General features: G+C 55.9%; 19 protein-coding genes and 1 tRNA gene. 5 read left to right on the top strand and 15 right to left on the bottom strand.

Translation table 11 applies throughout. The features are described 5' to 3' along the window. Positions 1 to 44: 44 nt before the first annotated feature. Complete coding sequence (gene gyrA, locus J7447_RS08530; RefSeq protein ID WP_077292873.1) at positions 45 to 2,852, bottom strand: DNA gyrase subunit A; 2,808 nt, start codon at positions 2,850 to 2,852, stop codon at positions 45 to 47. Positions 2,853 to 3,078: 226 nt separating this feature from the next. Here gyrA and J7447_RS08525 point away from each other — a divergent pair, with 226 nt between their 5' ends. Further along, the gene (locus J7447_RS08525) at positions 3,079 to 3,714 is read left to right on the top strand and encodes a MarC family protein (RefSeq protein ID WP_022998662.1); all 636 of its coding nucleotides are present in this window, start codon (positions 3,079 to 3,081) and stop codon (positions 3,712 to 3,714) included. 12 nt (positions 3,715 to 3,726) lie between these two features. On the opposite strand, the gene J7447_RS08520 is transcribed toward J7447_RS08525, so the two are convergent. Continuing rightward, positions 3,727 to 4,104 carry a hypothetical protein gene (locus J7447_RS08520; RefSeq protein WP_209169319.1) on the bottom strand — a complete coding sequence of 126 codons (378 nt, stop codon included), beginning with the start codon at positions 4,102 to 4,104 and terminating at the stop codon, positions 3,727 to 3,729. A 128-nt stretch (positions 4,105 to 4,232) separates the two neighbouring features. Beyond that, complete coding sequence (locus J7447_RS08515; protein WP_022998664.1) at positions 4,233 to 4,637, bottom strand: helix-turn-helix domain-containing protein; 405 nt, start codon at positions 4,635 to 4,637, stop codon at positions 4,233 to 4,235. Between the two features lie 106 nt (positions 4,638 to 4,743). Between J7447_RS08515 and J7447_RS08510 the strand changes: the two genes are divergently transcribed. Together J7447_RS08510 and J7447_RS08505 are read left to right on the top strand one after the other, a co-directional pair. Beyond that, positions 4,744 to 5,757 (top strand): zinc-binding alcohol dehydrogenase family protein, encoded by a 1,014-nt coding sequence (locus J7447_RS08510; protein WP_209169318.1) that lies wholly within the window; start codon positions 4,744 to 4,746, stop codon positions 5,755 to 5,757. An 87-nt stretch (positions 5,758 to 5,844) separates the two neighbouring features. Beyond that, complete coding sequence (locus J7447_RS08505) at positions 5,845 to 6,180, top strand: TraR/DksA C4-type zinc finger protein (RefSeq protein WP_152506561.1); 336 nt, start codon at positions 5,845 to 5,847, stop codon at positions 6,178 to 6,180. Positions 6,181 to 6,203: 23 nt separating this feature from the next. On the opposite strand, the gene J7447_RS08500 is transcribed toward J7447_RS08505, so the two are convergent. The 3 genes from J7447_RS08500 to guaA all read right to left on the bottom strand — a co-directional run bounded on the left by J7447_RS08500 (position 6,204) and on the right by guaA (position 9,427). Beyond that, positions 6,204 to 6,725, bottom strand: coding sequence for a hypothetical protein (locus J7447_RS08500; protein WP_209169317.1), 522 nt, complete (start codon positions 6,723 to 6,725; stop codon positions 6,204 to 6,206). 114 nt (positions 6,726 to 6,839) lie between these two features. Beyond that, complete coding sequence (locus J7447_RS08495; RefSeq protein ID WP_031268507.1) at positions 6,840 to 7,562, bottom strand: hypothetical protein; 723 nt, start codon at positions 7,560 to 7,562, stop codon at positions 6,840 to 6,842. A gap of 293 nt (positions 7,563 to 7,855) precedes the next feature. Beyond that, on the bottom strand, positions 7,856 to 9,427 hold the full coding sequence (gene guaA, locus J7447_RS08490) for a glutamine-hydrolyzing GMP synthase (protein ID WP_209169316.1): 1,572 nt from the start codon (positions 9,425 to 9,427) through the stop codon (positions 7,856 to 7,858). 267 nt (positions 9,428 to 9,694) lie between these two features. Between guaA and J7447_RS08485 the strand changes: the two genes are divergently transcribed. Continuing rightward, positions 9,695 to 10,894 (top strand): tetratricopeptide repeat protein, encoded by a 1,200-nt coding sequence (locus J7447_RS08485; protein WP_286188995.1) that lies wholly within the window; start codon positions 9,695 to 9,697, stop codon positions 10,892 to 10,894. Between the two features lie 19 nt (positions 10,895 to 10,913). Here J7447_RS08485 and J7447_RS08480 read toward each other — a convergent pair whose 3' ends face one another. The 4 genes from J7447_RS08480 to J7447_RS08465 form a co-directional block, all read right to left on the bottom strand. Next, positions 10,914 to 12,206 (bottom strand): RsmB/NOP family class I SAM-dependent RNA methyltransferase, encoded by a 1,293-nt coding sequence (locus J7447_RS08480; RefSeq protein ID WP_209169314.1) that lies wholly within the window; start codon positions 12,204 to 12,206, stop codon positions 10,914 to 10,916. Positions 12,207 to 12,256: 50 nt separating this feature from the next. Continuing rightward, entirely contained in the window at positions 12,257 to 13,759 is a 1,503-nt protein-coding gene (gene guaB / locus J7447_RS08475; protein WP_022998672.1) for an IMP dehydrogenase, read from the bottom strand. 204 nt (positions 13,760 to 13,963) lie between these two features. Then, on the bottom strand, positions 13,964 to 14,671 hold the full coding sequence (locus J7447_RS08470) for an RlmE family RNA methyltransferase (protein WP_209169313.1): 708 nt from the start codon (positions 14,669 to 14,671) through the stop codon (positions 13,964 to 13,966). Then, positions 14,668 to 16,326 carry a Ppx/GppA phosphatase family protein gene (locus J7447_RS08465; RefSeq protein WP_353653760.1) on the bottom strand — a complete coding sequence of 553 codons (1,659 nt, stop codon included), beginning with the start codon at positions 16,324 to 16,326 and terminating at the stop codon, positions 14,668 to 14,670. Before J7447_RS08465 ends, J7447_RS08470 begins: the two co-directional genes overlap by 4 nt. Positions 16,327 to 16,669: 343 nt before the next feature. Between J7447_RS08465 and J7447_RS08460 the strand changes: the two genes are divergently transcribed. Beyond that, a tRNA-Gln gene (locus J7447_RS08460) sits at positions 16,670 to 16,743 on the top strand. Between the two features lie 76 nt (positions 16,744 to 16,819). Here the strand turns inward: J7447_RS08460 and J7447_RS08455 are convergent. Genes J7447_RS08455 through J7447_RS08435 form a run of 5 tightly spaced genes read right to left on the bottom strand, consistent with a single transcriptional unit; the run spans position 16,820 to position 22,285 of the window. After that, positions 16,820 to 18,061 (bottom strand): hypothetical protein, encoded by a 1,242-nt coding sequence (locus J7447_RS08455; protein WP_209169311.1) that lies wholly within the window; start codon positions 18,059 to 18,061, stop codon positions 16,820 to 16,822. Positions 18,062 to 18,067: 6 nt separating this feature from the next. After that, a complete protein-coding gene (locus tag J7447_RS08450) occupies positions 18,068 to 18,754 on the bottom strand; it encodes a TfuA-like protein (RefSeq protein WP_353653751.1) in 687 nt (228 codons plus the stop codon). A 35-nt stretch (positions 18,755 to 18,789) separates the two neighbouring features. Continuing rightward, positions 18,790 to 19,959, bottom strand: coding sequence for a YcaO-like family protein (locus tag J7447_RS08445; protein WP_209169310.1), 1,170 nt, complete (start codon positions 19,957 to 19,959; stop codon positions 18,790 to 18,792). 51 nt (positions 19,960 to 20,010) lie between these two features. Further along, positions 20,011 to 20,433 carry a hypothetical protein gene (locus J7447_RS08440; protein ID WP_031268516.1) on the bottom strand — a complete coding sequence of 141 codons (423 nt, stop codon included), beginning with the start codon at positions 20,431 to 20,433 and terminating at the stop codon, positions 20,011 to 20,013. Between the two features lie 25 nt (positions 20,434 to 20,458). After that, positions 20,459 to 22,285, bottom strand: a complete 1,827-nt coding sequence (locus J7447_RS08435; RefSeq protein ID WP_152506566.1) for an SARP family transcriptional regulator — start codon at positions 22,283 to 22,285, stop codon at positions 20,459 to 20,461. Positions 22,286 to 22,537: the final 252 nt, after the last annotated feature.

Raw genomic sequence — 22,537 nt, 5'->3', positions numbered from 1 at the left:
CACCCTGGCCGCTGTTGTCGTTTTCAGGTCTAGCCAATCAGAGATCAGGCTTCCGGAGGCGTTTCATCTCCTTCGGCGGAATCGTTCCCGGCGTCATTCTCACCCGGTTCAGCTGAACCCTCAGCTTCTCCTTCCAGGGCGTCTTCGAGGACGTCGTCTTCATCGACTTCGGAGATCCCTTCGACCGCAACGACTTTTTCATCGGCTGCCGTCTTGAAGACGATCACGCCCTGGGTCGCACGCCCGGCGATGCGGATACCGTCCACCGGACAACGGATCAACTGGCCGCCATCCGTTACCAGCATGATCTGGTGACTGTCCTCGACAGGGAAAGACGAGATCAGGCCGCCATTCCGGCTGTTGACAGCCATGGCCGTGATGCCTTTGCCGCCTCGACCGGTGACCCGGTACTCGAAGGAGGACGTCCGCTTGCCGTAGCCGTTTTCAGAGATGGTCAGGATGATCTGCTCGGCTGCACTCATCTGAGCGTAACGTTCCTGAGGCAGATCGCCGGCAACTACGCCCTCTTCATCTGCACCATTACCGTTCTCATCTGCTTCACCACGCATTGCACGGGAAAGCTTCAGGTAAGCGGCCCGCTCTTCTGCTGTTACATCGATGTGGTGCAGGATCTGCATGGAGATCACACGATCCTCATCGGCCAGACGAATTCCGCGGACCCCGACAGAATTACGACCAGCGAAGACACGAACATCCGTTACGGGGAAGCGGATACACTGACCGAAGTTAGTCGTCAGCATCACATCGTCATGTTCAGAACAGGTGTCGACGCCGACAATCCCGTCACCGTCTTCCAGCTTCATGGCAATCTTGCCGTTGCGGTTGATGTTGACGAAATCGGACAGTTTGTTGCGGCGGATGGTGCCACGAATGGTCGCGAACATAACATCCAGGTTTGCCCAGCTGTCCTCGTCTTCCGGCAATGGCAGGATCGAGGTGATCTGTTCGCCCTGTTCGAGAGGTAGCAGGTTGATCAATGCCTTTCCACGCGAGGTCGGTCCGCCGAGTGGAAGACGCCACACCTTCATCTTGTAACAGATGCCGCGCGAGGAGAAGAACAGAACCGGCGTGTGGGTATTGGCGACGAACAGCCTGGTGACGAAATCCTCGTCCTTGGTCGCCATGCCGGACCGGCCCTTGCCTCCGCGTCGTTGTGCACGGTAGGTCGCCAGCGGCACGCGCTTGATGTAGCCACCGTGAGACACGGTAACGACCATGTCTTCGCGCTGGATCAGGTCTTCTTCGTCGAAATCTGCCCCGCCTTCGATGATTTCGGTTCGGCGCGGAGTTGCAAATTCTTCCTTGATCTCAAGCATTTCGTTGCGAACGATCTCCTGGATCCTGGCCCGGGAGCGCAGGATGTCGAGATAGTCGGAAATTTCCGCACCGATCTTGTTGAGTTCTTCCTCGATTTCATCGCGGCCCATCGCCGTCAGGCGCTGCAGACGCAGATCGAGAATGGCTCGTGCCTGTTCTTCTGACAGTTTGTAGGTGCCGTCGTCCTGCACCATGTGGCGCGGATCGTCGATCAGAAGAATGAGCGATTCAACATCCTTTGCCGGCCAGTTGCGCTCCATCAGCTGCGCTCTCGCCGTTGCCGGGTCCGGTGCGCTGCGGATGAGCTTGATGACTTCATCAATGTTGGCAACAGCGATGCCCAGGCCCACCAAGATGTGGGCACGGTCACGGGCTTTCTTCAGCAGGTAGCGGGTGCGTCGCTGGATCACCTCCTCGCGGAAGGAGACGAAGGCGCGCAGCATGTCGGAGAGGTTCATCTGCTCCGGCTTGCCGCCGTTCAGAGCAACGATGTTGGCACCGAACGATGTCTGCAACTGACTGAAACGGTAGAGCTGGTTCAGGATCACGTCCGGAACCGCATCGCGCTTCAGCTCGATCACGACCCGCATGCCCGAGCGGTCGCTCTCGTCACGGATGTCCGAGATGCCCTCGATACGCTTGTCGCGCACCAGTTCGGCAATCTTCTCAATCATCGTCGATTTGTTGACCTGATACGGAATTTCCGTGACGATCAGTGCCGTCCGGTCCTTGCGTACTTCCTCGACGTCGACTTTCGCCCGCATGACGATCGAACCGCGGGCCGTTTCATAGGCACTACGGATACCCGACCGACCGAGGATCATGCCACCCGTTGGGAAATCCGGGCCTGGAACGATCTGCATCAGTTCTTCGAGTGACATCGCCGGATTTTCCATCACGGCAATGGCGGCATCGATCACTTCGCCCAGGTTGTGCGGCGGAATGTTGGTTGCCATGCCGACTGCGATACCGCCGGCACCGTTGACGAGGAGGTTCGGGAACTTGGCAGGAAGGACGACGGGCTCGCTCTCGGAGTTATCGTAGTTTTCCTGAAAGTCGACCGTCTCCTTGTCGATATCGTCCAGCAGTTTGTGGGCGACCTTTTCGAGACGGCACTCGGTGTAACGCATGGCCGCGGCTGGATCGCCGTCGATGGAGCCGAAGTTACCCTGCCCGTCAATCAACGGCAGTCGCAGCGAGAAATTCTGCGCCATGCGCACCAGCGCATCGTAAATCGCGCTGTCGCCATGCGGGTGATACTTACCCATGACGTCACCGACCACGCGGGCCGACTTGCGATAGGGCTTGTTCCACTCGTAGCCGTTTTCGTGCATCGAGTAGAGAATGCGCCGGTGAACCGGTTTGAGGCCGTCGCGGACGTCAGGCAACGCACGCGACACGATCACGCTCATCGCGTAATCGAGATAGCTGCGCTTCATTTCATCGACGATGGAGACCGGTTTGATATCGGACGGGAGACCGTCAGTGGGCGTGCTGTTGTCCTGGTCAGCCAAGGAAGACACTCATTTCATTGTTATTGCTTGCTCTTTTATATCCGATTCAAGACGCCGTTCCAAATTCTCGGCGCTTTTCCACCTAAGTAATAGAGGTTTAATTTCAATGCCTTACGAGGAGTATACACAGGGGGCAAAAATCATTTGGCTTGAGAACATGCCACCACATCGCAAAGCTCTATAGTAAGGCGACAAAAGCGCCTTAAAAACCGGTCCGGGAATCGCCATGCTCGACTACTACATCAACGCCTTCGCGACCCTATTTGTCACCATTGATCCGGTCGGCCTGGCCCCGATGTTTCTTGCAATCACGGCTGGAATGAGCAAGCACGACAGGCGCAAGGTCGCCATTCGGGCAACCATTACGGCGGCGGCCATACTCCTTGTTTTTTATGCGTCCGGACAGACGGTGCTGAATGTACTCGGCATCTCCGTTTCCGCTTTCAGGGTCGCCGGAGGCATCCTGTTGTTCCTGATCGCGATCGAGATGATTTTTGGCAAGCGCCAGGCGCGTAAAACCGAAACCGCCGAAAAGGCGATGGAATCGGAAGCACATCATGGAACGATCAATGAACTCGCCATCTTTCCTTTGGCGATACCGCTTATTTCGGGACCCGCGGCAATCTCCGCAATCATCCTGTTGTCCAGTCAGGCACCGGATACCCTCGCCTATGCAGGCCTCGGCGGCGTCATAGCGATCATCCTGCTGAGTTGCATGGGTGCCTTTCTCTTGGCTGACAAGATTGAACGGCTCCTTGGAGAAACCGCACAGCTGGTTATCACCCGTCTTCTCGGCGTGCTGTTGGCAGCTCTATCCGTACAATTCGTTGCGGACGGCATTTTGGCCTTTATCCGCACCTGACTGAGGCAACGCTTAACGGTCCAGGTTCAACTTGTATTCTTGTGGCGAAACACCGTGCACCGTGTCTCGCGCCCGGATGATGACCTGTGACACGCCCTCTGGGATCGTGATGCCCGATTGGGATCGCGTGAAGGGTTGTTCGTCGACATGGGGGTGAAGGAGCACTCTCTCGCCTAACAATTCTCCGTCTGGCGTAAAGATCTGCCAGAGGTCGGCGTAGTGATCCCAACCCGTATCGTGATGCCTGAGAGTTACTGCGAAGGTCCACGTGCCTGCAGATCCGGTTGCTTTTGCCGAGACAATCTCGACTTCACCTGCCCGTGCTGAGCACGCTCCGAACACTAAGGACAGGAGCAACACCGCAAGCGCTGTGGAACATCTTAGGTTCATGACGCATTTCTCCCTTGAATTTCGCGGGAGCATCCTCGCAACGGGCCGCGGATTGACAAAGTCACGAATGCGTCAGGAGGCTCAATGGTTTGCGAGCGACAAACGAAACTCATCTGCCTGGAAAAACGTCAGCCTGCCTGCTGAAGGTGGCTGTCCCGTTTAAACCCTTTTGGCCAGAGCGTCTTGTTTTCGTTCCCCCAGCGTGCAAGGGCCTTCACCACCGGCTCCAGCGACACGCCAAGGTCGGTCAGTTGATATTCAACCTTCGGCGGAACAACAGGATAGACGGTCCTCACGATCAACCCGTCAGCTTCCATACTACGGAGTTGAGCGGTCAAGATCCGTTGTGTGATGTCCGGAAGCGCTTTCTGGAACTCGTTGAAGCGCATCACTTCTTTTTCCATCAACAGGAACAGAATGACGCCTTTCCACTTGCCGTCGATCAAACTGAGCGCTGCTTCGACAGCACAGCCCGGATGGCAGCCATAAACGTCCTTGACCAGTTTGGGTCCTGATTTCCTAACGGTATCCATTTTGTGCCTAAGGTTCTTTTCTGTCAGTTACGGCTAGAATTGTGCATTCTTGCGCCAAACAATTTTATGATCAATTTGATTGGTACGCAAATCAGGAGAACACAGCATGCGTGCCATCGGATTTTTTGAATCACTTCCTATTGATGACCCGAAGTCGTTGACTGATCTCGACCTACCAAGGCCGGCGCCTTCCGGACAGGATCTTCTCGTTGAGGTCAAGGCTGTTGCGGTCAACCCAGTCGACACCAAGGTGCGGCAATCCAGAGCTTCGCAAAACGGCGCGCCCGTCGTCCTTGGATACGATGCGGCCGGGATCGTCGCCGAAGTGGGTCCTGACGTTACCAGCTACAAGGTGGGCGATGAGGTCTATTATGCCGGCGACATCACCAGAGACGGAACCAACTCGGAGTACCATCTCATTGATGAACGCATTGTGGGCCGCAAACCCACGAGCCTGAGTTTTGCCGAGGCAGCAGCCATGCCCTTGACGGCGATCACCGCCTGGGAAGCCCTGTTCGACCGGCTGAAGGTGAATGACCCGGTTCCGGCTGGTTCGAACACTCTCCTGATCATTGGCGGTTCGGGAGGCGTCGGTTCCATTGCGGTTCAACTTGCCCGCCAATTGACGAACATGACGATTATCGCAACTGCTTCAAGACCGGAGAGCCGTTCCTGGGTGAGTGAGCTTGGTGCGCATCATGTTCTCAATCATTCAAAACCGATGGCGCCTCAGATCGAAGCCCTGGGACTGGACGCCCCCGGCTATGTTTTCTCGACAACGCACACAGAGCAACACGTGAACGATATTGCAGAATTGATCGCGCCACAGGGCCGTTTTCTGCTCATCGACGATCCCGACAACGTCAGCATTGGGCCCTTCAAACTGAAGGCGATATCGATCCACTGGGAGATGATGTTTACCCGTTCCATGTACCAGACAACCGATATGGATGAGCAACGCAAGCTGTTGAACAACGTCGCTGACCTTGTTGATGCAGGCAAGCTCAAGACCACATTGACGGAAGTGATTGAACCCATCAATGCAGATAATCTGCGCGTCGCGCATCAGAAGATTGAAAGCAATAAAACCATTGGGAAAATCGTTCTTGCCGGGTTTTAGGATCAAGTGATGCCGTTTAACAGGTGACACTTGCCTCCTCTTGCACATTCAGGCCGCTATCTTCATGCTTTCGCTGGAGGCTTGGAGATGGCGGAACACAACGTTGAAGACATTCGGATCAAGCTCTTGTCGCTCAAGTCCGAACTTGAAACATTGAGCGAATTGTCCGGGGAAGCCCGTGCCACGGTGGAGCTAGATCAGCAATCAGTCGGTCGATTGTCGCGTATGGACGCGCTTCAAGGACAAGCGATGGCACAGGCATCCGAACGGCAGCGCCGGGCGACAATCCAGAAAATCGACGCGGCCTTATCAAGGTTGGAAGCTGGCGAATACGGTGACTGCGTGGAGTGCGGTGAAGAGATTTCCGTGAAGCGGTTACAGGTGGACCCGGCCGCAGCATTCTGTATCAAATGCGCAAGATAAGGGCACACATTTCGCTCTCAGGCCTATCGCTCGAAATGTCGACGCAAGCCTGTCAGGAAATCCGACACTTTTCGTGAAATCTCAACCAGAGGGAACGCCTTCAACCGAGATTCCGTCCAGTCTGACTGCGGAGCAAGTTGCATCTGCAGTTCGACTAGTGCTTGTCGTTCCCCGATACCAAGCGGAAGTTTTTCAGCCGCTGCCAGGAGCAGCAGTTTCTCATGAATTTGCCGCAGGACGGAAAGCGCCTCTCCCATCCGTTCCGTAAGTCCAGGATCATCCCGCCACGTGTGCCCGTGAAACACTTCCTGCGTCACACGTTGTCCCGCACCGTGACAATCGTAGCTAATGCATCCACTGAAACCGAGACGCGACCTGTCATCGAAGATTGAACAACGTCCGCAGCTATCCAGGTTCGGGCAAACCTCGCCTGCTGCCTTGTCGATACCAAAGGACTCGGATTGGTCAAATGCAAAGACAACACAGCAAAGGGCTGCACAAGAAGCACAGTCTGGTGTCAGGTCCGGATGCCGTGGTGTATTCATTCACGCTCAAATCTCAACAAGGCGCTGAGCCACCAATTTCGAGAGCTCGTTTTGTGATCTTTCGAAAGTCTGTCGTGTATTCAAATCTATTAAGTTGAGCAATCCAGTCTCTTTTCAAGAAGAGACTTCTTCCCCGTCAACTCTGACAGCCATGAAGGACTTGGTCAAAAACAGGAATTTTTCCTGCTTGACGAGCGCATCATCGAAAAGCGCCTTGAACATGGACTTGCTCAGCAGGCGCGCACTTTCGACGATTTCGACGGCCTCATCGGTATTGGCCCCCTTTGCCCAATGCCCCAAGGAAAAGTGAGCAACAAGCCAGACCCTTAAAGGCTTCGGTAGCCAATGGAAAAAGAGCGTCATGCAATGCGGCTCAATGGGGAACCAGAAATTTGGTGTCTGGACAAAATAACCGCCGTGGAAATCCCGGATATTTGACGCAAACCGCTTCATTTGCGCCCAGTCACCAACATGCTCGATTACGGAGTTTGAATGGATCAGGTCATAGTCCTGAGGGTCCAGGTAACTCCAGATGTCTTCTGTGGCATTACCTGTCAAAAAATCAAATCTCCCGTCTGCCTCAAAGGCTTGAGATCCCGGTAGATTTAAAAGGGTAATCTGTACGTTGTTGCGATCCAGAAAATCTTTGTCGATGATGTTCCAATATTGAACAGTCCCGCCAATATCTAGTATTTTTACACGGCCCTTCTCAGAAAACTTACTTTCTATCAATTCACAAAAATACTTAATTCTCTTTTTTCTAGCTGCTTTGCCGAGACTGAAGCCGTCATTTTCATATCCAGAAATAATTTTAGTTAATTTACTCACTTCAATCATTCCCATCTTTATTCGGCGAAGCAACTGACAGAGCAACAGTTTGTGGACTGTTTATATGAGCGCCTGCAAATATTCAGTTAATCGAAGCAAATTGCAGTTCGCTCACAGCATCGAGGCGCTATAAACAAAAGCAAATGCACGAGCACAAACATTGACCTTTCGCCAATGCATGCAGGCTCGACAATCGTTCGTGCAATCACATTCCTGCGTTCGCAGAGTCACCTGCGATATTTTGGTCCGCCCACGTCAAGACCCGCCAAGCGACGTCGGGTCCAAGTGATCCAAAGCCTTGCTTATTCCCACTCAATAGTGCCGGGTGGTTTTGACGTAATGTCATAGGTTACGCGGTTGATGCCCTGTACCTCATTAATGATACGGGTTGCCGTTTCACCCAGGAAATCATGCGTGAAGGGGAAATAGTCGGCAGTCATGCCGTCGACTGACGTCACGGCTCTCAACGCGCAGGCGTAGTCATATGTGCGGCCATCGCCCATGACACCGACCGTTCGCACTGGAAGGATGGCAACGAAAGCCTGCCAGATATCGTCATAGAGACCGTGCTTACGGATCTGGTCGATATAGACCGCATCAGCCTTTCGAAGAATTTCAAGTTTCTCGCGGGTGATTTCACCCGGACAACGAATGGCAAGCCCAGGTCCCGGGAAGGGGTGGCGGCCGATGAACTTCTCGGGAAGGCCGAGTTCGCGGCCAAGCGCCCTCACCTCGTCCTTGAAGAGCTCACGCAGCGGCTCGACCAGCTTCAGTCCCATCTTTTCCGGCAACCCGCCGACATTATGATGCGACTTGATGGTGACCGACGGACCTCCGGAGAAGCTGACGCTCTCAATCACGTCCGGATAGAGCGTACCTTGAGCGAGAAACTCAGCGCCCTCAATCTCATTCGCATGTTTCTGGAAAACGTCGATGAACAGTTTTCCGATGATCTTGCGTTTGGTTTCCGGGTCGGAAACACCGTCCAGCTCTCCCAGGAACAGTTCGCACTCATCCGCATGGATCAAGGGAATGTTGTAGTTATCCCTGAACATGGACACCACTTCTTCCGCCTCGTTCAGGCGCAACAAGCCGTGGTCCACGAAGACACATGTGAGCTGATCCCCGATCGCCTCATGGATCAATACAGCAGCAACGGAGCTGTCGACACCACCGGACAGACCACAAATGACCCTCTTGTCACCGACCTGCTCGCGGATGCGCGCAATGGCGTCGTCCTTGTAGGCTCCCATGGTCCAGTCACCGGTGAAGCCGGCAAGTCGGACGAAATTCTCATAAAGCTTCTTGCCGTTCGGCGTGTGGTGCACTTCCGGGTGAAACTGTACGGCGTAGAAGTTTCTCTCCTTGTCCGCGGTAATCGCGTAGGGAGCGTTTGGCGATGTGCCGAAGACCTCAAAGCCTGGTGCGATCCGGCTGACATGGTCGCCATGGCTCATCCAGACCTGTTCTTTCCCGTCGGCAAACCATCCATCCAGGATCGACAGTTTGTTCTCGACTGGTGTCACGAATGCTCTGCCAAACTCGGCCGTGCCGCCACCGCCGGAAATCTTGCCACCGTCAACCTGTCCGCCCAGCTGTTGCATCATCACCTGTTGGCCGTAACAGATCCCCAGGATCGGAACGCCCATTGTGTAGACGCTTTCCGGCGGACGCGGTGAACCGGCTCGTGTAACCGAATCCGGGCCGCCTGAGAAAATTACCGCCTTGGGCGAAAACTCGCTCAAAAAGGCGTCGGTAACATTCTGATATGGGTGGATTTCGCAGTAGACATTTAACTCGCGCAGGCGCCGCGCGATGAGCTGCGTGACCTGGGAGCCGAAGTCGATGATAAGAAGGCGCTGATGCTGGGTCATGGCCAGCTTCTAACCGGTCTTTTGAGTAAAATGAACCCGAATTTCACAGCCGATGCTGTCCCGCACAAGATTTTGCCGCCAACGCCTGTTCCGCGGCTTTCTTGTGTCGTAACTTTGGCGGGCAAATGTTTCCGGCGGACAAGCTGTGTACGGCTGAAATTCGCTTTTGACCGGCGCGCGCCTGCTCCTTAGGTTAACCATAAGCCCCCGCGCTTCGTCTCCGGTGAGACAAGCTGCTGGCAGGTGCTTTTAGGAAAACCGACCCAGATGACCGCAGCTGCCCGTAAAGCGTTTGAAGAAGCCGTAGCCCTTGAAAATGCGGGCAATCTTGACAGGGCGCTGGTGTCTTATCTGAAAGCCCAGGAACTGTCGCCGGATGACACGGAAATTGCCTACAGAACGGCATCCGCGTTGCTCCAGACCGGGTATCTGGACGAGGCGCAATCGCAGTTGCGCCGCATCGTGTTTGCCGAACCAGACCACCTGAATGCTCGCGCGAGCCTCGGGAACTGTCAGTTGCTGCTCGGTGACATGGCAAACGCTCGGCAAAATTTTGCTGATGTGCTCGCCCAAGCACCGGAAAATCGAAACGCGCTCTATGGTCTTGCCAGTGTTTTGCTGAAAGAAGACAAACCCGAAGAAGCTTCCGTTCCGGCCCGACGCCTGGTCGAGCTATTGCCGGATACGCCAGCTGTCTTGTCTCTTTTCGCAGACACACAGGCGCGTGTTGATCAAAAGGCAGCAGCGATCGCTGCTTATCGGAAAGCGCTGAAGGCCGATCCGGATTACGGTCCTGCACTAATTGGTCTTTCGCAGACATTGCTGCTGCGTAAGCGCTTTGACGAAGTGATCGAGCTGACGATCCGGGCAAGTGAGCGAGCGCCGGCAGACCCGCTTCCCCTGGACCTGTTGTCCGATGCACTCGCCGGGAAAGGCGCCCTGGAAGATGCTCGTGAAGCCGCGCTTGCCGCGTTGAAGCTATCTCCGAGATCAATACAGACCCACGTTCGGCTCAGCAGTATTGCGCGTAAGTTTGGAGATCATGGTGCAGCTCTGAAACACGCTCTGGCCGCGCACGATCTCGACAAATCAGCAAAAGAACCTCTGAATGCACTTGGAGCCGCCCTCGCCGCACTCAAATATTCCAACCAGGCCAGATCCGTCCTGACGGCCATGTCTCGAGGCGACGGTCTGGAGCCGGCTATTCGAGAACTGGTAGAAGGCCTGGTTGTCGCCGAAAGGAAATCACCGGAAGCAGGCCCAGTGAACTCCCCTGCGACTTCAGCAACGGAAGCACCCTCGTCAGATAATCCCGACGATGCTGCAAAAATCGCTCAAGAAAAAGAAACCAAACAGGAAATTCAACACCAGGAAAGCCTGGAGCCCGTGACTTCAAAGAAGTTACTCGCAACAGACGGCGATCAATTGCCGAACGTTCTTGGGCTGCGCCGTCAGGACAGATCCTGACGGCAAAAACTGTCTGATCTCACTGCACGCGCCGGAACAGGGCAATGAAGAAACCGTCCGTTTGGGTAGACCCGGGCGTCAGCAGAATGTCGCCACGGTCAGAAACGTATTTCGGGAGCCGTGCATCCGGCAGAGTTGTTTTCCAGATATCCAGCGCGGAATCAGACTGGAACGACGGATTTTGCTCCAGGAACCAGTCCGCCTGGGCCTGGTTTTCCTCACGCAGGACGGAACAGGTCGCGTAGGCAAGACGCCCCCCCGGCTTGACGTATCTGCTCGCGCTTTCCAGTACACGGCGCTGGTCTTCGATACGATCCTGCAAGGCCTTTTCCGCCAGCTTCCACTTGGAATCCGGCCGGCGACGCCATACGCCGGTCCCCGTGCAAGGGGCGTCGATAAAAACCAGGTCCATCTGATCGACGAGATCTTCGAGACTTGAAGTTGCCGGATCCCTCACCTGAATGTTTCGAACACCGGCCCGCTGCAGTCTTTCGTGGATCGGAGCAAGCCTGAGACGGTCGGCGTCATAGGCGTATAGCTGCCCCTTGTTCTGCATGGAGGCAGCCAGAGCCAGTGTCTTGCCACCACCGCCAGCGCAAAAGTCCAAAACCTGATCACCAGGTTTGGCTTGCGCAAGATGAGCCGCCAGTTGGCTGGCCTCGTCCTGCAATTCAAACCAACCCTTTCGATAGCCTTCCTCAGCCTGAACATGTGGCATGCGGCCAAGATCAGGCTTGGCCTCGATGCGCGCACCAACTGGTGACAGCGGTGTTGCCTTTGCCCCGGTATGAGCCAGCCGCTTGAGAACCTTGTCCCGGTCAGATTTGAGCGTATTGGTTCTCATGTCGACCGGGGCGCGTGTTGCCAGCGCCTGGCCTTCTTCAATGGTGTTTTCGCCGAAGACGGTCTCAAAATGCGGCCAAAGCCATTCTGGAATATCTGCCTGTTCAAAAGGCGATGGCGTGCTGTCAGGCTCCTGCGAGAGGCAAGCGATTTCATCAACTGACAATGCAGCCGGAGCATGATGATCCTGCTCAAGAACGCCACTTAACGCCTGCAGGCCTTTGCCCCAACTCAGGCAATAGGTCGCAAGAACAACGGCTCTTGCCGAACCGTCTTTCATTCTTGCACCAAGCGAAGCCTTGTTCCGAAGTGCGTCAAACACAAGATTGCCGATGACCGTCCGGTCACCGGAACCTGCAAACCGGTGTGCGGAACCCCAGTCTTTCAGGGCAAGCTGCACAGGCCTGTGCCGCGTTTCCACTTCAGTCAGGACTTCAATTGCCGCCGCCAGGCGTCCGCCATCTTTCATGCTGTTCCTTTGCGGGGCGCCTGTTCCAAAGCGCCCCGATACCGTGTGGTTTAAACGTTGGACGGGTAATTTGGGCTTTCCCGTGTAATCGTCACATCATGGGCATGGCTTTCCCGCAAGCCTGCACCAGAGATCCGCACAAAACGCGCCTTTTCCTGAAAATCAGGAATGTTGCGGCCGCCAACATAGCCCATGGCAGCCCTCAAGCCACCTGCCAGCTGATGCAGAACGCTGCCAAGCGCACCTTTGTATGGCACCTGACCTTCGATACCTTCCGGTACAAGCTTGAGACTGTCGCGTACTTCCGCCTGGAAATAGCGATCGGCCGAGCCACGTGCCATGGCGCCGACGGACCCCATGCCCCGATAGGACTTGTAGGATCGTCCCTGGTGCAAATAGACCTCGCCCGGGCTTTCTTCGGTGCCTGCCAGAAGAGAGCCGACCATGACGGACGCCGCGCCGGCGGCAATCGCCTTGGCCAGGTCTCCGGAAAATTTGATGCCGCCATCAGCGACCACAGGTACGCCCTGCTTGTCCGCTTCGTTCACTGAATCCATGATGGCCGTTAGCTGCGGAACGCCAACGCCAGCGACAATTCGGGTGGTGCAAATGGAACCTGGGCCAATGCCAACTTTTACCGCATCTGCACCGGCGTCAATCAAAGCCTTGGTTGCGTCACTGGTTGCCACGTTGCCTGCAAGTACCTGCACGGAATTGGAAAGGCTTTTTACCCGGCCGACCATGTCGAGAACCTTCTGGGAATGGCCATGGGCCGTGTCGACCACAAGAAGGTCCACACCTGCGTCGATCAGACGTTCTGCACGGGCAAACCCTTCCTCCCCGACGCTGGTTGCCGCTGCAACGCGTAACCGGCCCTGATCGTCCTTGGACGCATTCGGATTGAGCTGCGCCTTTTCCATGTCCTTGACGGTGATGAGACCGATGCAGTTCCGGTTGTCATCCACGACCAGAAGCTTTTCGATGCGGTTCTGATGAAGGAGCCGCTTGGCGTCATCCTGGCTGACGTTCTCGTTGACAGTGACGAGATCGTCCTTCGTCATCAGTTCATGGATTTTCTGGTCGGGATTGGACGCGAACCGCACGTCCCTGTTTGTCAGGATGCCAACCAGCTTGCCAGTAGTCTGACCGCCTGCTCCGCCGTTTTGAACGACCGGAACGCCGGAAATGCCATACCGTTTCATCAGGTCAAGAGCGTCCTGCAGGGTCGCGTCCGGCCCGATGACCAGCGGATTGACCACCATCCCGGATTCGAACTTCTTGACCATCCGGACCTCTTCGGCCTGCTGGTCGAGAGAAAGGTTGCGGTGAATGACGCCAATGCCACCAGCCTGAGCCATGGCGATTGCCAGACGGCCTTCGGTAACTGTGTCCATCGCCGACGAGATGATCGGAATATTGAGTTCAAGTTCCCGTGTGACCCGGGTGCGCAGGTCAACTTCACCCGGCATGACTTCCGAGTGGCCAGGGATCAGCAAGACATCGTCAAACGTCAGGGCTTGCTGTCCAGTGGTAGGGACATAGAAGGATGCCATTGCCAATTCCCCTTTGTAAAAAAATAGCTGAGACGCACGCTTTGATCAAAAGCCTGCATCTTTCGAGTCGCTTCGGCTGTGCCGGAGAAGTTGGCGCGGGTCAATAACACGCAGGTGACAGAAAGAAAAGGGGGTGACGCCCGCTATGGGGCGTTCCCCCTGTATCTCTTGGCAAACCGGCTTCCCGGTCGAGTAGAAAACGGTTCAGTCCTGATCAAGATCACTTCCGCGAAAGCCCTTCGCGATCACATAAAGTTCCGGGCTTTCCTTGCGACTTGCCGGCGGTTTCAGATGGGCGACCGATTTGAATTCGCGTTTCAGGTCGTTAAGCAGTGCATTTTCCGTCCCGCCCCGAAAAACCTTCGCCAGGAACGAGCCACCGGGAACGAGGTTGCGTCTCGCGAAATCGATTGCGATCTCGAATAGATGCGTCGTGCGCAGATGGTCGGTCTGCTTGTGGCCGGTGGTCGGCGCCGCCATGTCGGACAGAACGACATCGGGCTTGTGGCCACCGAGCGCTTCCAGCAAGGCGGCTGGAGCATCGTCGTCCAGGAAGTCTTTTTGCAGGAATGTCGTTCCTCGCACGTGGTCCATTTCCAGATAGTCGATCCCGACCACCTTGGGCGCTTCCACGGAGGACTGCACCCTTTCCACTGCAACCTGACACCAGCCACCCGGTGCGCAACCAAGGTCGACCACCCGGTAACCGGGTTTCAGCAATTTGTGCTTGTCGTCGATCTCTATCAGCTTGTAGGCAGCTCGCGACCTGTAACCGTCCATCTTCGCGCGGCGCACGTATGGATCGTTCAATTGCCTCTGCAGCCAACGCGTGGAGGATTCGCGCCGACCAGCGGACGTCTTCACCTTGACGTGGAGACCTCGGTCGCCTGTTCCCTTTTTGCCCTGACTCATGTTCTGTTCCCTTGGCGCCCGCGATTATGCCGAGAGCCGTTTTTGCGGTGCGACCAGACACCATCGGCCGCCATCAATTCTGTAAGAATACCTTCGCGAAGTCCTCTGTCCGCGACGCGCAGACGTGAGCAACTCCAGCGGCGGCGGATAGCTTCCAGGATGGCACAACCTGCCAGAACAAGATCAGCCCTATCCGCACCAATGCATGGATTATCCACGCGTGCCTCATAAGGCATGTCGCGCAGCTGATCAATCATTCTGGAGACGTCCCCATCTTCCAGCCAGGTACCGTCGACCCTGCGCCTGTCATAACGTTTCAGGCCCAGATGGACACCGGCCAGTGTGGTAACCGTACCAGATGTTCCGAGCATATGGACCCTGCCCGACGCGATAGCTTCGGTCAGGTTATTAGCAAGATTGAACGCTGCCAGATGTTCGGCGGCATCTTCAATCATGGCTTCGAAGATATCCGGTGTCACGTGAACACCGCCGTGCCGCTCTGCAAGGTTGACGACGCCGACCGGCAACGAGATCCAAGACCGGATGAAGCGGGTCAATGCATAGCCCCGTGCGCCACAACGGTTGCGCAGGTCCAGCCAGACGATCTCCGAGGACCCTCCGCCGATATCGAACAGAATCACGCCATCGGCGTCGTGATCCACAAGCGAAGCGCATCCGGCGACTGCCAGGCGGGCCTCTGTCTCGCGGTTCACGACCTCGAGCGCCAAACCTGTCTCCGCCTTCACCCTTTCGATGAAGTCAGCACCATTTTCGGCTGCCCGACAGGCCTCTGTCGCGATAAGCCTTGAGCGAGCAACCCCTCTGTCGGCAAGTTTCCGGTGGCATTGGGCAAGAGCATCGATTGCCCGCTCCATGGCCGCATCGCTCAACATTCTGTTTGAGCCGACACCTTCTCCGAGGCGCACTATTCGGGAATAGGCGTCGACCACACGAAATCCGCGATCTTCAGGTCTGGCGATCAAAAGACGGCAATTGTTGGTCCCAAGATCAAGCGCCGCATAAAGCGGTGAGTTGTTCCTGCCCGTAGATCGATCATATGGTGCAGGAATACGAGAACCGTCGACCTGTTCCTTCCGGCTTGCTGACGGGCGATTTTCACCATCCCGACGCACGCGCAATTCATGATTACGGTGGGAGGGTGTACCGGTACTCTTTTCGAGTGTCTTTGAGCTGACAACGATGTCGCCATCGTTTGTCCGCGCAACAGGGACTGATTCCGCTCCGTTGGCGGACTGTTTGCGCCGTCGGCCGCGTCTACGGGCCGCCTTCTTTCCCTTCAGGCTCGTCGTGGTGTCAGGTTGTCGTTCCGCACCATCCTGGTTCAGTCCGCCTGCCTGGACGTTTTGCACGCCCTCACCACCGGCTGCCCGCCCGCGCTTCCGTTTTTTGCGACGTTTCTGGGAAGCGGACGCACCCTCACCCTTTCGCGCAGGCTGTTCCTGCGCGGCGAGTGCTTGATCGACGGGTCCGGTCACAGCACTGGACGGAATTCGCCCGTCCGTATCAGGCACTCCGTTGACGACACCGTTTGCCTGTGTCGCAGAGTTGCCTTTGGGGCGCTTGCCAGACTTGCGCTTTCGGCGTCGTCTGGATGTTCCCCCGGGCTCCCTGGGAGCCCCGCTGGTTCCGGACACATCAGGGGTACGACGCCCTTTCTCGGGCGGTTCCTGACCTGACTGAGTCACGTTTTTGCCTTTCAGATCTCCAGTGCTGCCGCCGTTTTTCAAGGGGCGCTGCTGGGGACTGCGTCTTTCGTTGACAAAACTGTAACAGGTTGCCCCTCGTCGGAAAAGCTTTCCTTGAAACGAATGCATACAGTCTTTCGCGAGACTTTCCACAGGCATGCAATTTCACAAAAAAGTCGTCGACGGGTCTTGCAATCGTGAATGTGATGGATGTATATGCGGCACACCAATCGAGAGCGACCAATCATTTCGCCCTGTACCGACGATTGGCAGCTCGCCTTATGAGCATTGTTGGGGAATAGGTTAACGGTAGACCCACGGACTCTGACTCCGTTAGTCCTGGTTCGAATCCAGGTTCCCCAGCCAACCTCTTCTTCTGAAAAAACTAGCCTGATGCTGAAGACGCACCTGTCCGTGTCGGTTTACATATAGTTCCGTTCGATCAAGTTGCTTGCCGTCTGATTACCTTGCTGGCACAGCGCAGTGCGCCATTTGCATGGGCAAGGCTTTCCCAGCCGAAGACCAGCTTGGGATCGAAGCCGAGATCCTTCCAGATCCTGGCGTTCTCCGCATCGAATTCCGTGAACCTGCTGTCTTCGCCGAAGCATGGCAACCACATGATTGGTTTGCCATTTCCCTCTCGTACCGCATTTTCCAGAAGAACGTTGTTGTAGAGTCGCGGTCTGACTGCGTTCTTTACGTCGACCCCACAGGGAACTGGATTGCGGATGATTTCGAAACCCTGGTCCCTCAACCAATGTTCCGACGCATCGAGAAGTCTCTTTTCCCGCTTTGCCTTGCTGATGGCTTCTGGGGCCACGGCCACCGGGTCTGCCAGCAATAACAAGTGCTTGCCGTTGTGGCGCAAACCTGTTGGAGAGACATATCTGTCAACATGGCTTTCGCACCGCTCAATGCTCGTAACCAGATCCGGCCGCAAATGAGAAAATGGAAGGTCCCCGAGCAGATCATTCGCTGTTTGCCAGTCCAGGTCTCCCTGACGGTTAGAATCTGCAGTGTTCTTGCCGGCCCTGCTTTCTTGAGCATCGACGGCGGGCTTTTCGAACAAGTCTTGTCTTCGGTATCCCCAATAGCAGACAGGTCTGTTATCGAGTTCACCGATACGCCGATCTGCGGCAAGCAAAGTGCTGTCACCGCCATACTTGTTTGAGGCTGATCTCAGCCGGCTTGTGTGACCGATGAGACGAAAGCCCTCACCAACGATCTGGTCTCCACCCGGCAAAAAGAGTGGGAGATCGTGGCAGGCGACAGAGAGGTGTTCGGCCAGTAACCTCGGCAAGATGCCCCTGGGCCAGTCGCATGCTGGAGCGGCAATCCGCAGGTCGTTGCCTCGCATTTGTACCAGGATGGAATCCTGTGCCCAGATATCTGCACTTTCAAGCGGCCTAGCGCCTGCCAGGACAATGTCATAGCGACACTCGGTCTGTGTTTCGATCCAGCTTCTTGCAGCCGCCCCGTTAAAAGCATCCGCAAATGCCAGGATTGAAACACTCGAAGGCATGGCCTTGAGCAGATTTCCGATCGCGGCAAGTATCTTTTCGGCGTGAGGATTGCCGGGATCAAAAACCTTTTGAGGTAGTGAGATCGCTATCGTTTCAATCAGACCGCCACAATCCGGCACGATTGACCATGTGGTCCTGGCTTTCACAATCTCCATTTTCATTAGCTGTCACCTGCCGAGAATTTCTTTTTCAAGTGACTTGAGAAAAAGGGTGTTCTGTATTTTCCAACTGTCCTGACCATCATGCGTCTCAATCTCGATGTTCTCTTTCAGATTGGTCAGGAGCTTTTGAGCGTCTTGCCGTTTCAAGCTCTGCTCGAACTCGGGCAGGCACTTCAGAAAGTGAGCGCTTTCAGCTTCGGAAAGTCCTGTTTCGCTCAGCACGCGCACCCAGGTTCGCGTGGAAAAATGCAGACCGGTTGCAGCTTTCAGTAATGCATCATGTGCGCTTTCGGCTATGAACCCGCCTTTCAAAGCTGCAGACAGCGTCGCCTCCGCATCCACCAGCGCCAGTGTCAGCGGGCAATAGCCCAGTTCTGCCGGAGCGTGCGAAACAGCAACATCCGCATCCGATTGACGCCTTCCCGCTTGATAGTCTGCAAAAATTGCCCCGACACCAACCATCCCGAATGGGAAACACTCTGCAGCCCGTAATGCGCCCATGCTGGCCGCGCCGTATACCCGGCACCCCTCCTGTAGGGCGAACAGGATTTCCTTGTGCCAGACAGAAGGTGTGGAATTGAAGAAACCATCAATCAATCCGATCACACGGCGCCCCTGCCCCACGGCTCGCAGAATGTCTCCGCGTGCCGCAGGTGGGAAAACGTCCAGGTCGTCAAAAAGATCGCCGGCCAAGCCGTGAACGCTCGGTCCTGCAAAAACGACGGGTTTCAACATGCAGTGCTCAGCACTTCCGTCGTCAGCAGTATCGAGTTTATGGACATTTCGGAGAAGCTGCCGGAATGCGCGTCAAGGCCTGTAACGATCGTCCTCACCACGTGAACGTCCGGGACCGGCGATTTGAGCGGAAACATGTAGGCATCCTCAATGCCGGCCGCCCGCATCAGCTTCAGGACATCCTGCCACCCCATGGACGACTGCCTTGCAGGGCGGAACTCAGCCTCAAGTTTGGCAAGAGGAATGATTGGTGGCTGGTTCCTGGCTACGCCATCCTTGGACTGCTGAAAACGATCCATCGCAAGGTCGTCGCGCGCACCGGCGATGTCCGTCAGACGCGACTGCACCGCTTCAAGCAAGGCTGCGAGTATCGCCTCGGCAACGTTCGTCCGGCAGGCAATTCCGGCAGGAGCACGCGAAATGACTCCGGATGGCCCATTCACCTGCCGCGAGATGACAGCGGCAATGACCGGAAGTTTCACGCGTCCTGGAAGGGCGTATATGTGAAGATCAAGCCCGGCTTTTGAGACCTTCTCCAGAATGGCGTCTAGATCGGCGTTCGCGCCCTCGTAGTCGGTGACCTCCCGGATATTGTTGACGAACAAACCGAAAGTATCGACCACACTGGACGCGTCATGTTCCACGAGTTCGAGCAGGGCGTGTTCGATGGCCTTGTCGATCGAGAAATGCGCCGCCAACCCCTGGGATGTCATACGGAAGGCATGACGGTCCCAAGGCATGTCGCTACGCATGTCCATCCCGACCAATTCGTAGGGCGCGAAGCGTTGCTCGCCGGATATCAGGGACGTTCCAGGAACCCAGGCGCGCTGGCGGGTCGGATCGAGCTGATGCGGGTTGACCCTTGCTAGATCAAAGAACGGAATGACGCTCCTTTGCTGTCGCGCCATGTCTTCGATCGTCGCGAACTCCGTGACGTGCTGTCGCGGTTGTTCGGCGACAGCACATTCCACGGCTTCCATGATCGCTGAAATCTTCGCCTGATCGTTGGTCACACCCTTTCCCTGGGAAACGGAAAGAGACCTGGAATTTGGCCTGGTTGCGAACCAGACCGGTATCCCGATCGTGTCCAGCCCGGTGATCTCACCCAATCTGGTTATGCCGAAGCTGCGCAGGAATTGCGGAGAGAAAGGATCGGATTGCACAGCGGATACCTCCTGTAGCGGTGCGATTTTGTCAGTCAGGCGCCTTCCGGATCAATCGTCCGAAAGCACGGCATCCTGAAGCGTGTCGGGATTTCCGGAATCAGAACCGGAGCCGGTCTTGGAAACCGGATCCTGGATCGGTGCCCAGCTCATTCTGTTGAGGTCCCAATCGCTGTCATCGACATCAGTGAGGAATGCAAAATCGACATCCGAGATCGTGCTGCCCTGCTTGATAGCCTGGTAGATACCTTCCGACTCGACCTGGCTGAGGCTTGTTTCCGGATTGCCGTCACTTTCGGCGAACAGAACCCGGGCGGCAGCGGCGATGCGTGCATAGCCGTCGACACCGGCGTTTTGCGCTTCGTAAGCCAGAATTGTCTGGTGCGACACACGAGATACGCGCAGCGGATCCATCCGCAAAAAAACAACACCGTGACCACGTTTTCCGATCACGTAAAATGACGAATTAGGCATAATTTTCTCCTGTAAATGGGTTTACCTAGTCGAAGCCGGCGAGTTTCAGACCTTCCAGAAAGATCTTGCTGTTCTCTGGGTTCTTGTCTGGCATGAAGCGACTGATTTCCTGCGCGGTCATCCCCGGATAAACATCCATGAGACGCCGTGCATATTGTCTTGCGCTCTCAATTTGCCCGTCTAGAGCGAGGCTTGCCGTCAGGATGCGCAACGCGGGTTCCTCGTCATCCATCTGCTTGCACAGTCGGACGGCCTCTGCGTAGTCGGCCAGCTTGAAGGCGATGCTCGCACCCGCCCACCAGTAGATGTCCGGTGCAAGTGGATTGAGATCGATCGCGTGCTTGAAACGGTTCCAGGCGTCCTTGGGCTTGCCGAAATGCGCAAGCGCATCTGCGTGCTGTATGAGCAGATCCGAAGAGTTGGGGCTCAAGGTTTCGGCTTCCTGGAACTTGGCTTCCGAGGTCGCGTAATCACGTTGATAAAGCGCGATGACCGCAGCCATCCAGTAGCCGATACCGGCCGTCGAATCGATCTCGATGGCTGCGTCCGCTTCCGCCTTGGCGCGGTGAAGGAGGTGCGGATCCGTCCCCCCGAGCAGCAACCATTCCAGTTGCATTGTCTGCGCTATGCGAGCGCGGGCGATGGACAGGTCCTTGTCGTACGTGAGGCCTTGCCGGAATTCCTTTCTTGCCCGGCGGATCATGCTCAGATTACAGGTCTTGATGAGGTTCTGCCCCCGCAAGACGTGCAGATAGCTCTGGGCATTTATCGATCGGCCGGAGTCGAGCATCTGTCGCTCGATCTGCTGGGCGAGATTGGCTGCCACGGTTTTTGCAAGAAGCCGGAAGGTATAGTGAAGGTCCTCCGGCTCCATCGAATACTCCGCAGACCAGATGATCTCCCCTGTGCCGTCATCGATAACGGTAAAGGAAATCTTTTGGCTGCCCGGGAGCAGAAAACTCTGCACGGAGTAGTTGGACCGAATTTTTTCCCAGTTGCTTACATTGCCGCCGCGAAAGTCACGCATCGTACTGAACGGCGAGACCACGACAAATGTCTTGAACCTGGAGAAACTGTTCGCGACATCCTCGACGAATGCCTCGGCAAGCTGCGCATCCGGATGTTGATCGATGTGGCGGGGCGACGAAAAGGCAACGCGCGGAACCGGTGGTTTGGGAGGTGCCGGACGCTCCTCAACCGGTTTGACCCCCGTCGGTGCGACCCAGACTGTTCCTGAAGGCTTGCTGCTTGTATTACCAGGCACACGAGGCAAGGCAGGATTGAGAACCGAATTCATCAACCGGTCGATACGATCGACACCATCCTGATCGCCACACCTGCCATAAGCTTTTGAAATGATACGATAGCATTCGGGGCTGTCAGGTTCGAAAGCCAGAAGCCGATCAGCGATCTTGCCGATGTTGCCGCCACGATCCGCTCCAAAGCGTGTCGTTTCCTCAAGGGCTGCTGCTGCTCTGTTAAACAGTTTCTCCCTCAGGCTCGCGCGCTCGGTCAGCAGCCAAAGGTTCAGCTGTTCACCTTCGAACTCCATGCCATCGAGCAGTTCGCCGGTGAACTGCTCTATCCCGGCCATCATGCCTTCAAGATCGGTTGCCTTGCAGGACTGGAGAAAAGCGGCCAGGTCGGAACTTTGCGCCCCGGGACCAAGACTGATTCTGGTCTGGGTTGTTTCAATGAGCGGTCCGGCTTCGGGCTGCTTGCTTTGAACCCTCACAAGCAATTGCCTGAGGTTTGCCATGGCCCTGGTTTGGGCGACATCCTCCCAAAGCAGGGCAGCCGCCTTTTGACGCGCAAGCTCGTTGCCAGGAACAAGCAACAATACTGCAAGCAACGCGTATCCCTTGGCAGGAAACGGGGTATTCCGCGAGTAATACACTGACGGAACGCCAAGTAGTCGAATATTAGTGGCTGAACTACTTTTATTCATCACGCTGCCCCCTGGTAATTTTTTCTAACACAGTTCCCCCCACAGAAGAACACCACTGCCGTGACGGAGTCACGCCTGTGTGACGGCGCTATTGGGAATGTAGCTTTGCCGAAGGGACGAAGAGTGATCACACTTCGCGGCCAATAGCAAAAACTA

It is taken from the genome of Labrenzia sp. R5_0 (assembly GCF_017743835.1).
GTDB lineage: Bacteria > Pseudomonadota > Alphaproteobacteria > Rhizobiales > Stappiaceae > Roseibium > Roseibium algicola.
This window is presented reverse-complemented; position numbering and strand designations above follow the sequence as displayed.

Bases quoted from the DNA above. Each gene is read 5' to 3' on its own strand.
- J7447_RS08525 (WP_022998662.1), top strand. From the start codon at position 3,079: ATGCTCGACTACTACATCAACGCCTTCGCGACCCTATTTGTCACCATT.
- J7447_RS08520 (WP_209169319.1), bottom strand. From the start codon at position 4,104: ATGAACCTAAGATGTTCCACAGCGCTTGCGGTGTTGCTCCTGTCCTTA.
- J7447_RS08515 (WP_022998664.1), bottom strand. From the start codon at position 4,637: ATGGATACCGTTAGGAAATCAGGACCCAAACTGGTCAAGGACGTTTAT.
- J7447_RS08510 (WP_209169318.1), top strand. From the start codon at position 4,744: ATGCGTGCCATCGGATTTTTTGAATCACTTCCTATTGATGACCCGAAG.
- J7447_RS08505 (WP_152506561.1), top strand. From the start codon at position 5,845: ATGGCGGAACACAACGTTGAAGACATTCGGATCAAGCTCTTGTCGCTC.
- J7447_RS08500 (WP_209169317.1), bottom strand. From the start codon at position 6,725: ATGAATACACCACGGCATCCGGACCTGACACCAGACTGTGCTTCTTGT.
- J7447_RS08495 (WP_031268507.1), bottom strand. From the start codon at position 7,562: ATGATTGAAGTGAGTAAATTAACTAAAATTATTTCTGGATATGAAAAT.
- guaA (WP_209169316.1), bottom strand. From the start codon at position 9,427: ATGACCCAGCATCAGCGCCTTCTTATCATCGACTTCGGCTCCCAGGTC.
- J7447_RS08485 (WP_286188995.1), top strand. From the start codon at position 9,695: ATGACCGCAGCTGCCCGTAAAGCGTTTGAAGAAGCCGTAGCCCTTGAA.
- J7447_RS08480 (WP_209169314.1), bottom strand. From the start codon at position 12,206: ATGAAAGATGGCGGACGCCTGGCGGCGGCAATTGAAGTCCTGACTGAA.
- guaB (WP_022998672.1), bottom strand. From the start codon at position 13,759: ATGGCATCCTTCTATGTCCCTACCACTGGACAGCAAGCCCTGACGTTT.
- J7447_RS08470 (WP_209169313.1), bottom strand. From the start codon at position 14,671: ATGAGTCAGGGCAAAAAGGGAACAGGCGACCGAGGTCTCCACGTCAAG.
- J7447_RS08455 (WP_209169311.1), bottom strand. From the start codon at position 18,061: ATGAAAATGGAGATTGTGAAAGCCAGGACCACATGGTCAATCGTGCCG.
- J7447_RS08440 (WP_031268516.1), bottom strand. From the start codon at position 20,433: ATGCCTAATTCGTCATTTTACGTGATCGGAAAACGTGGTCACGGTGTT.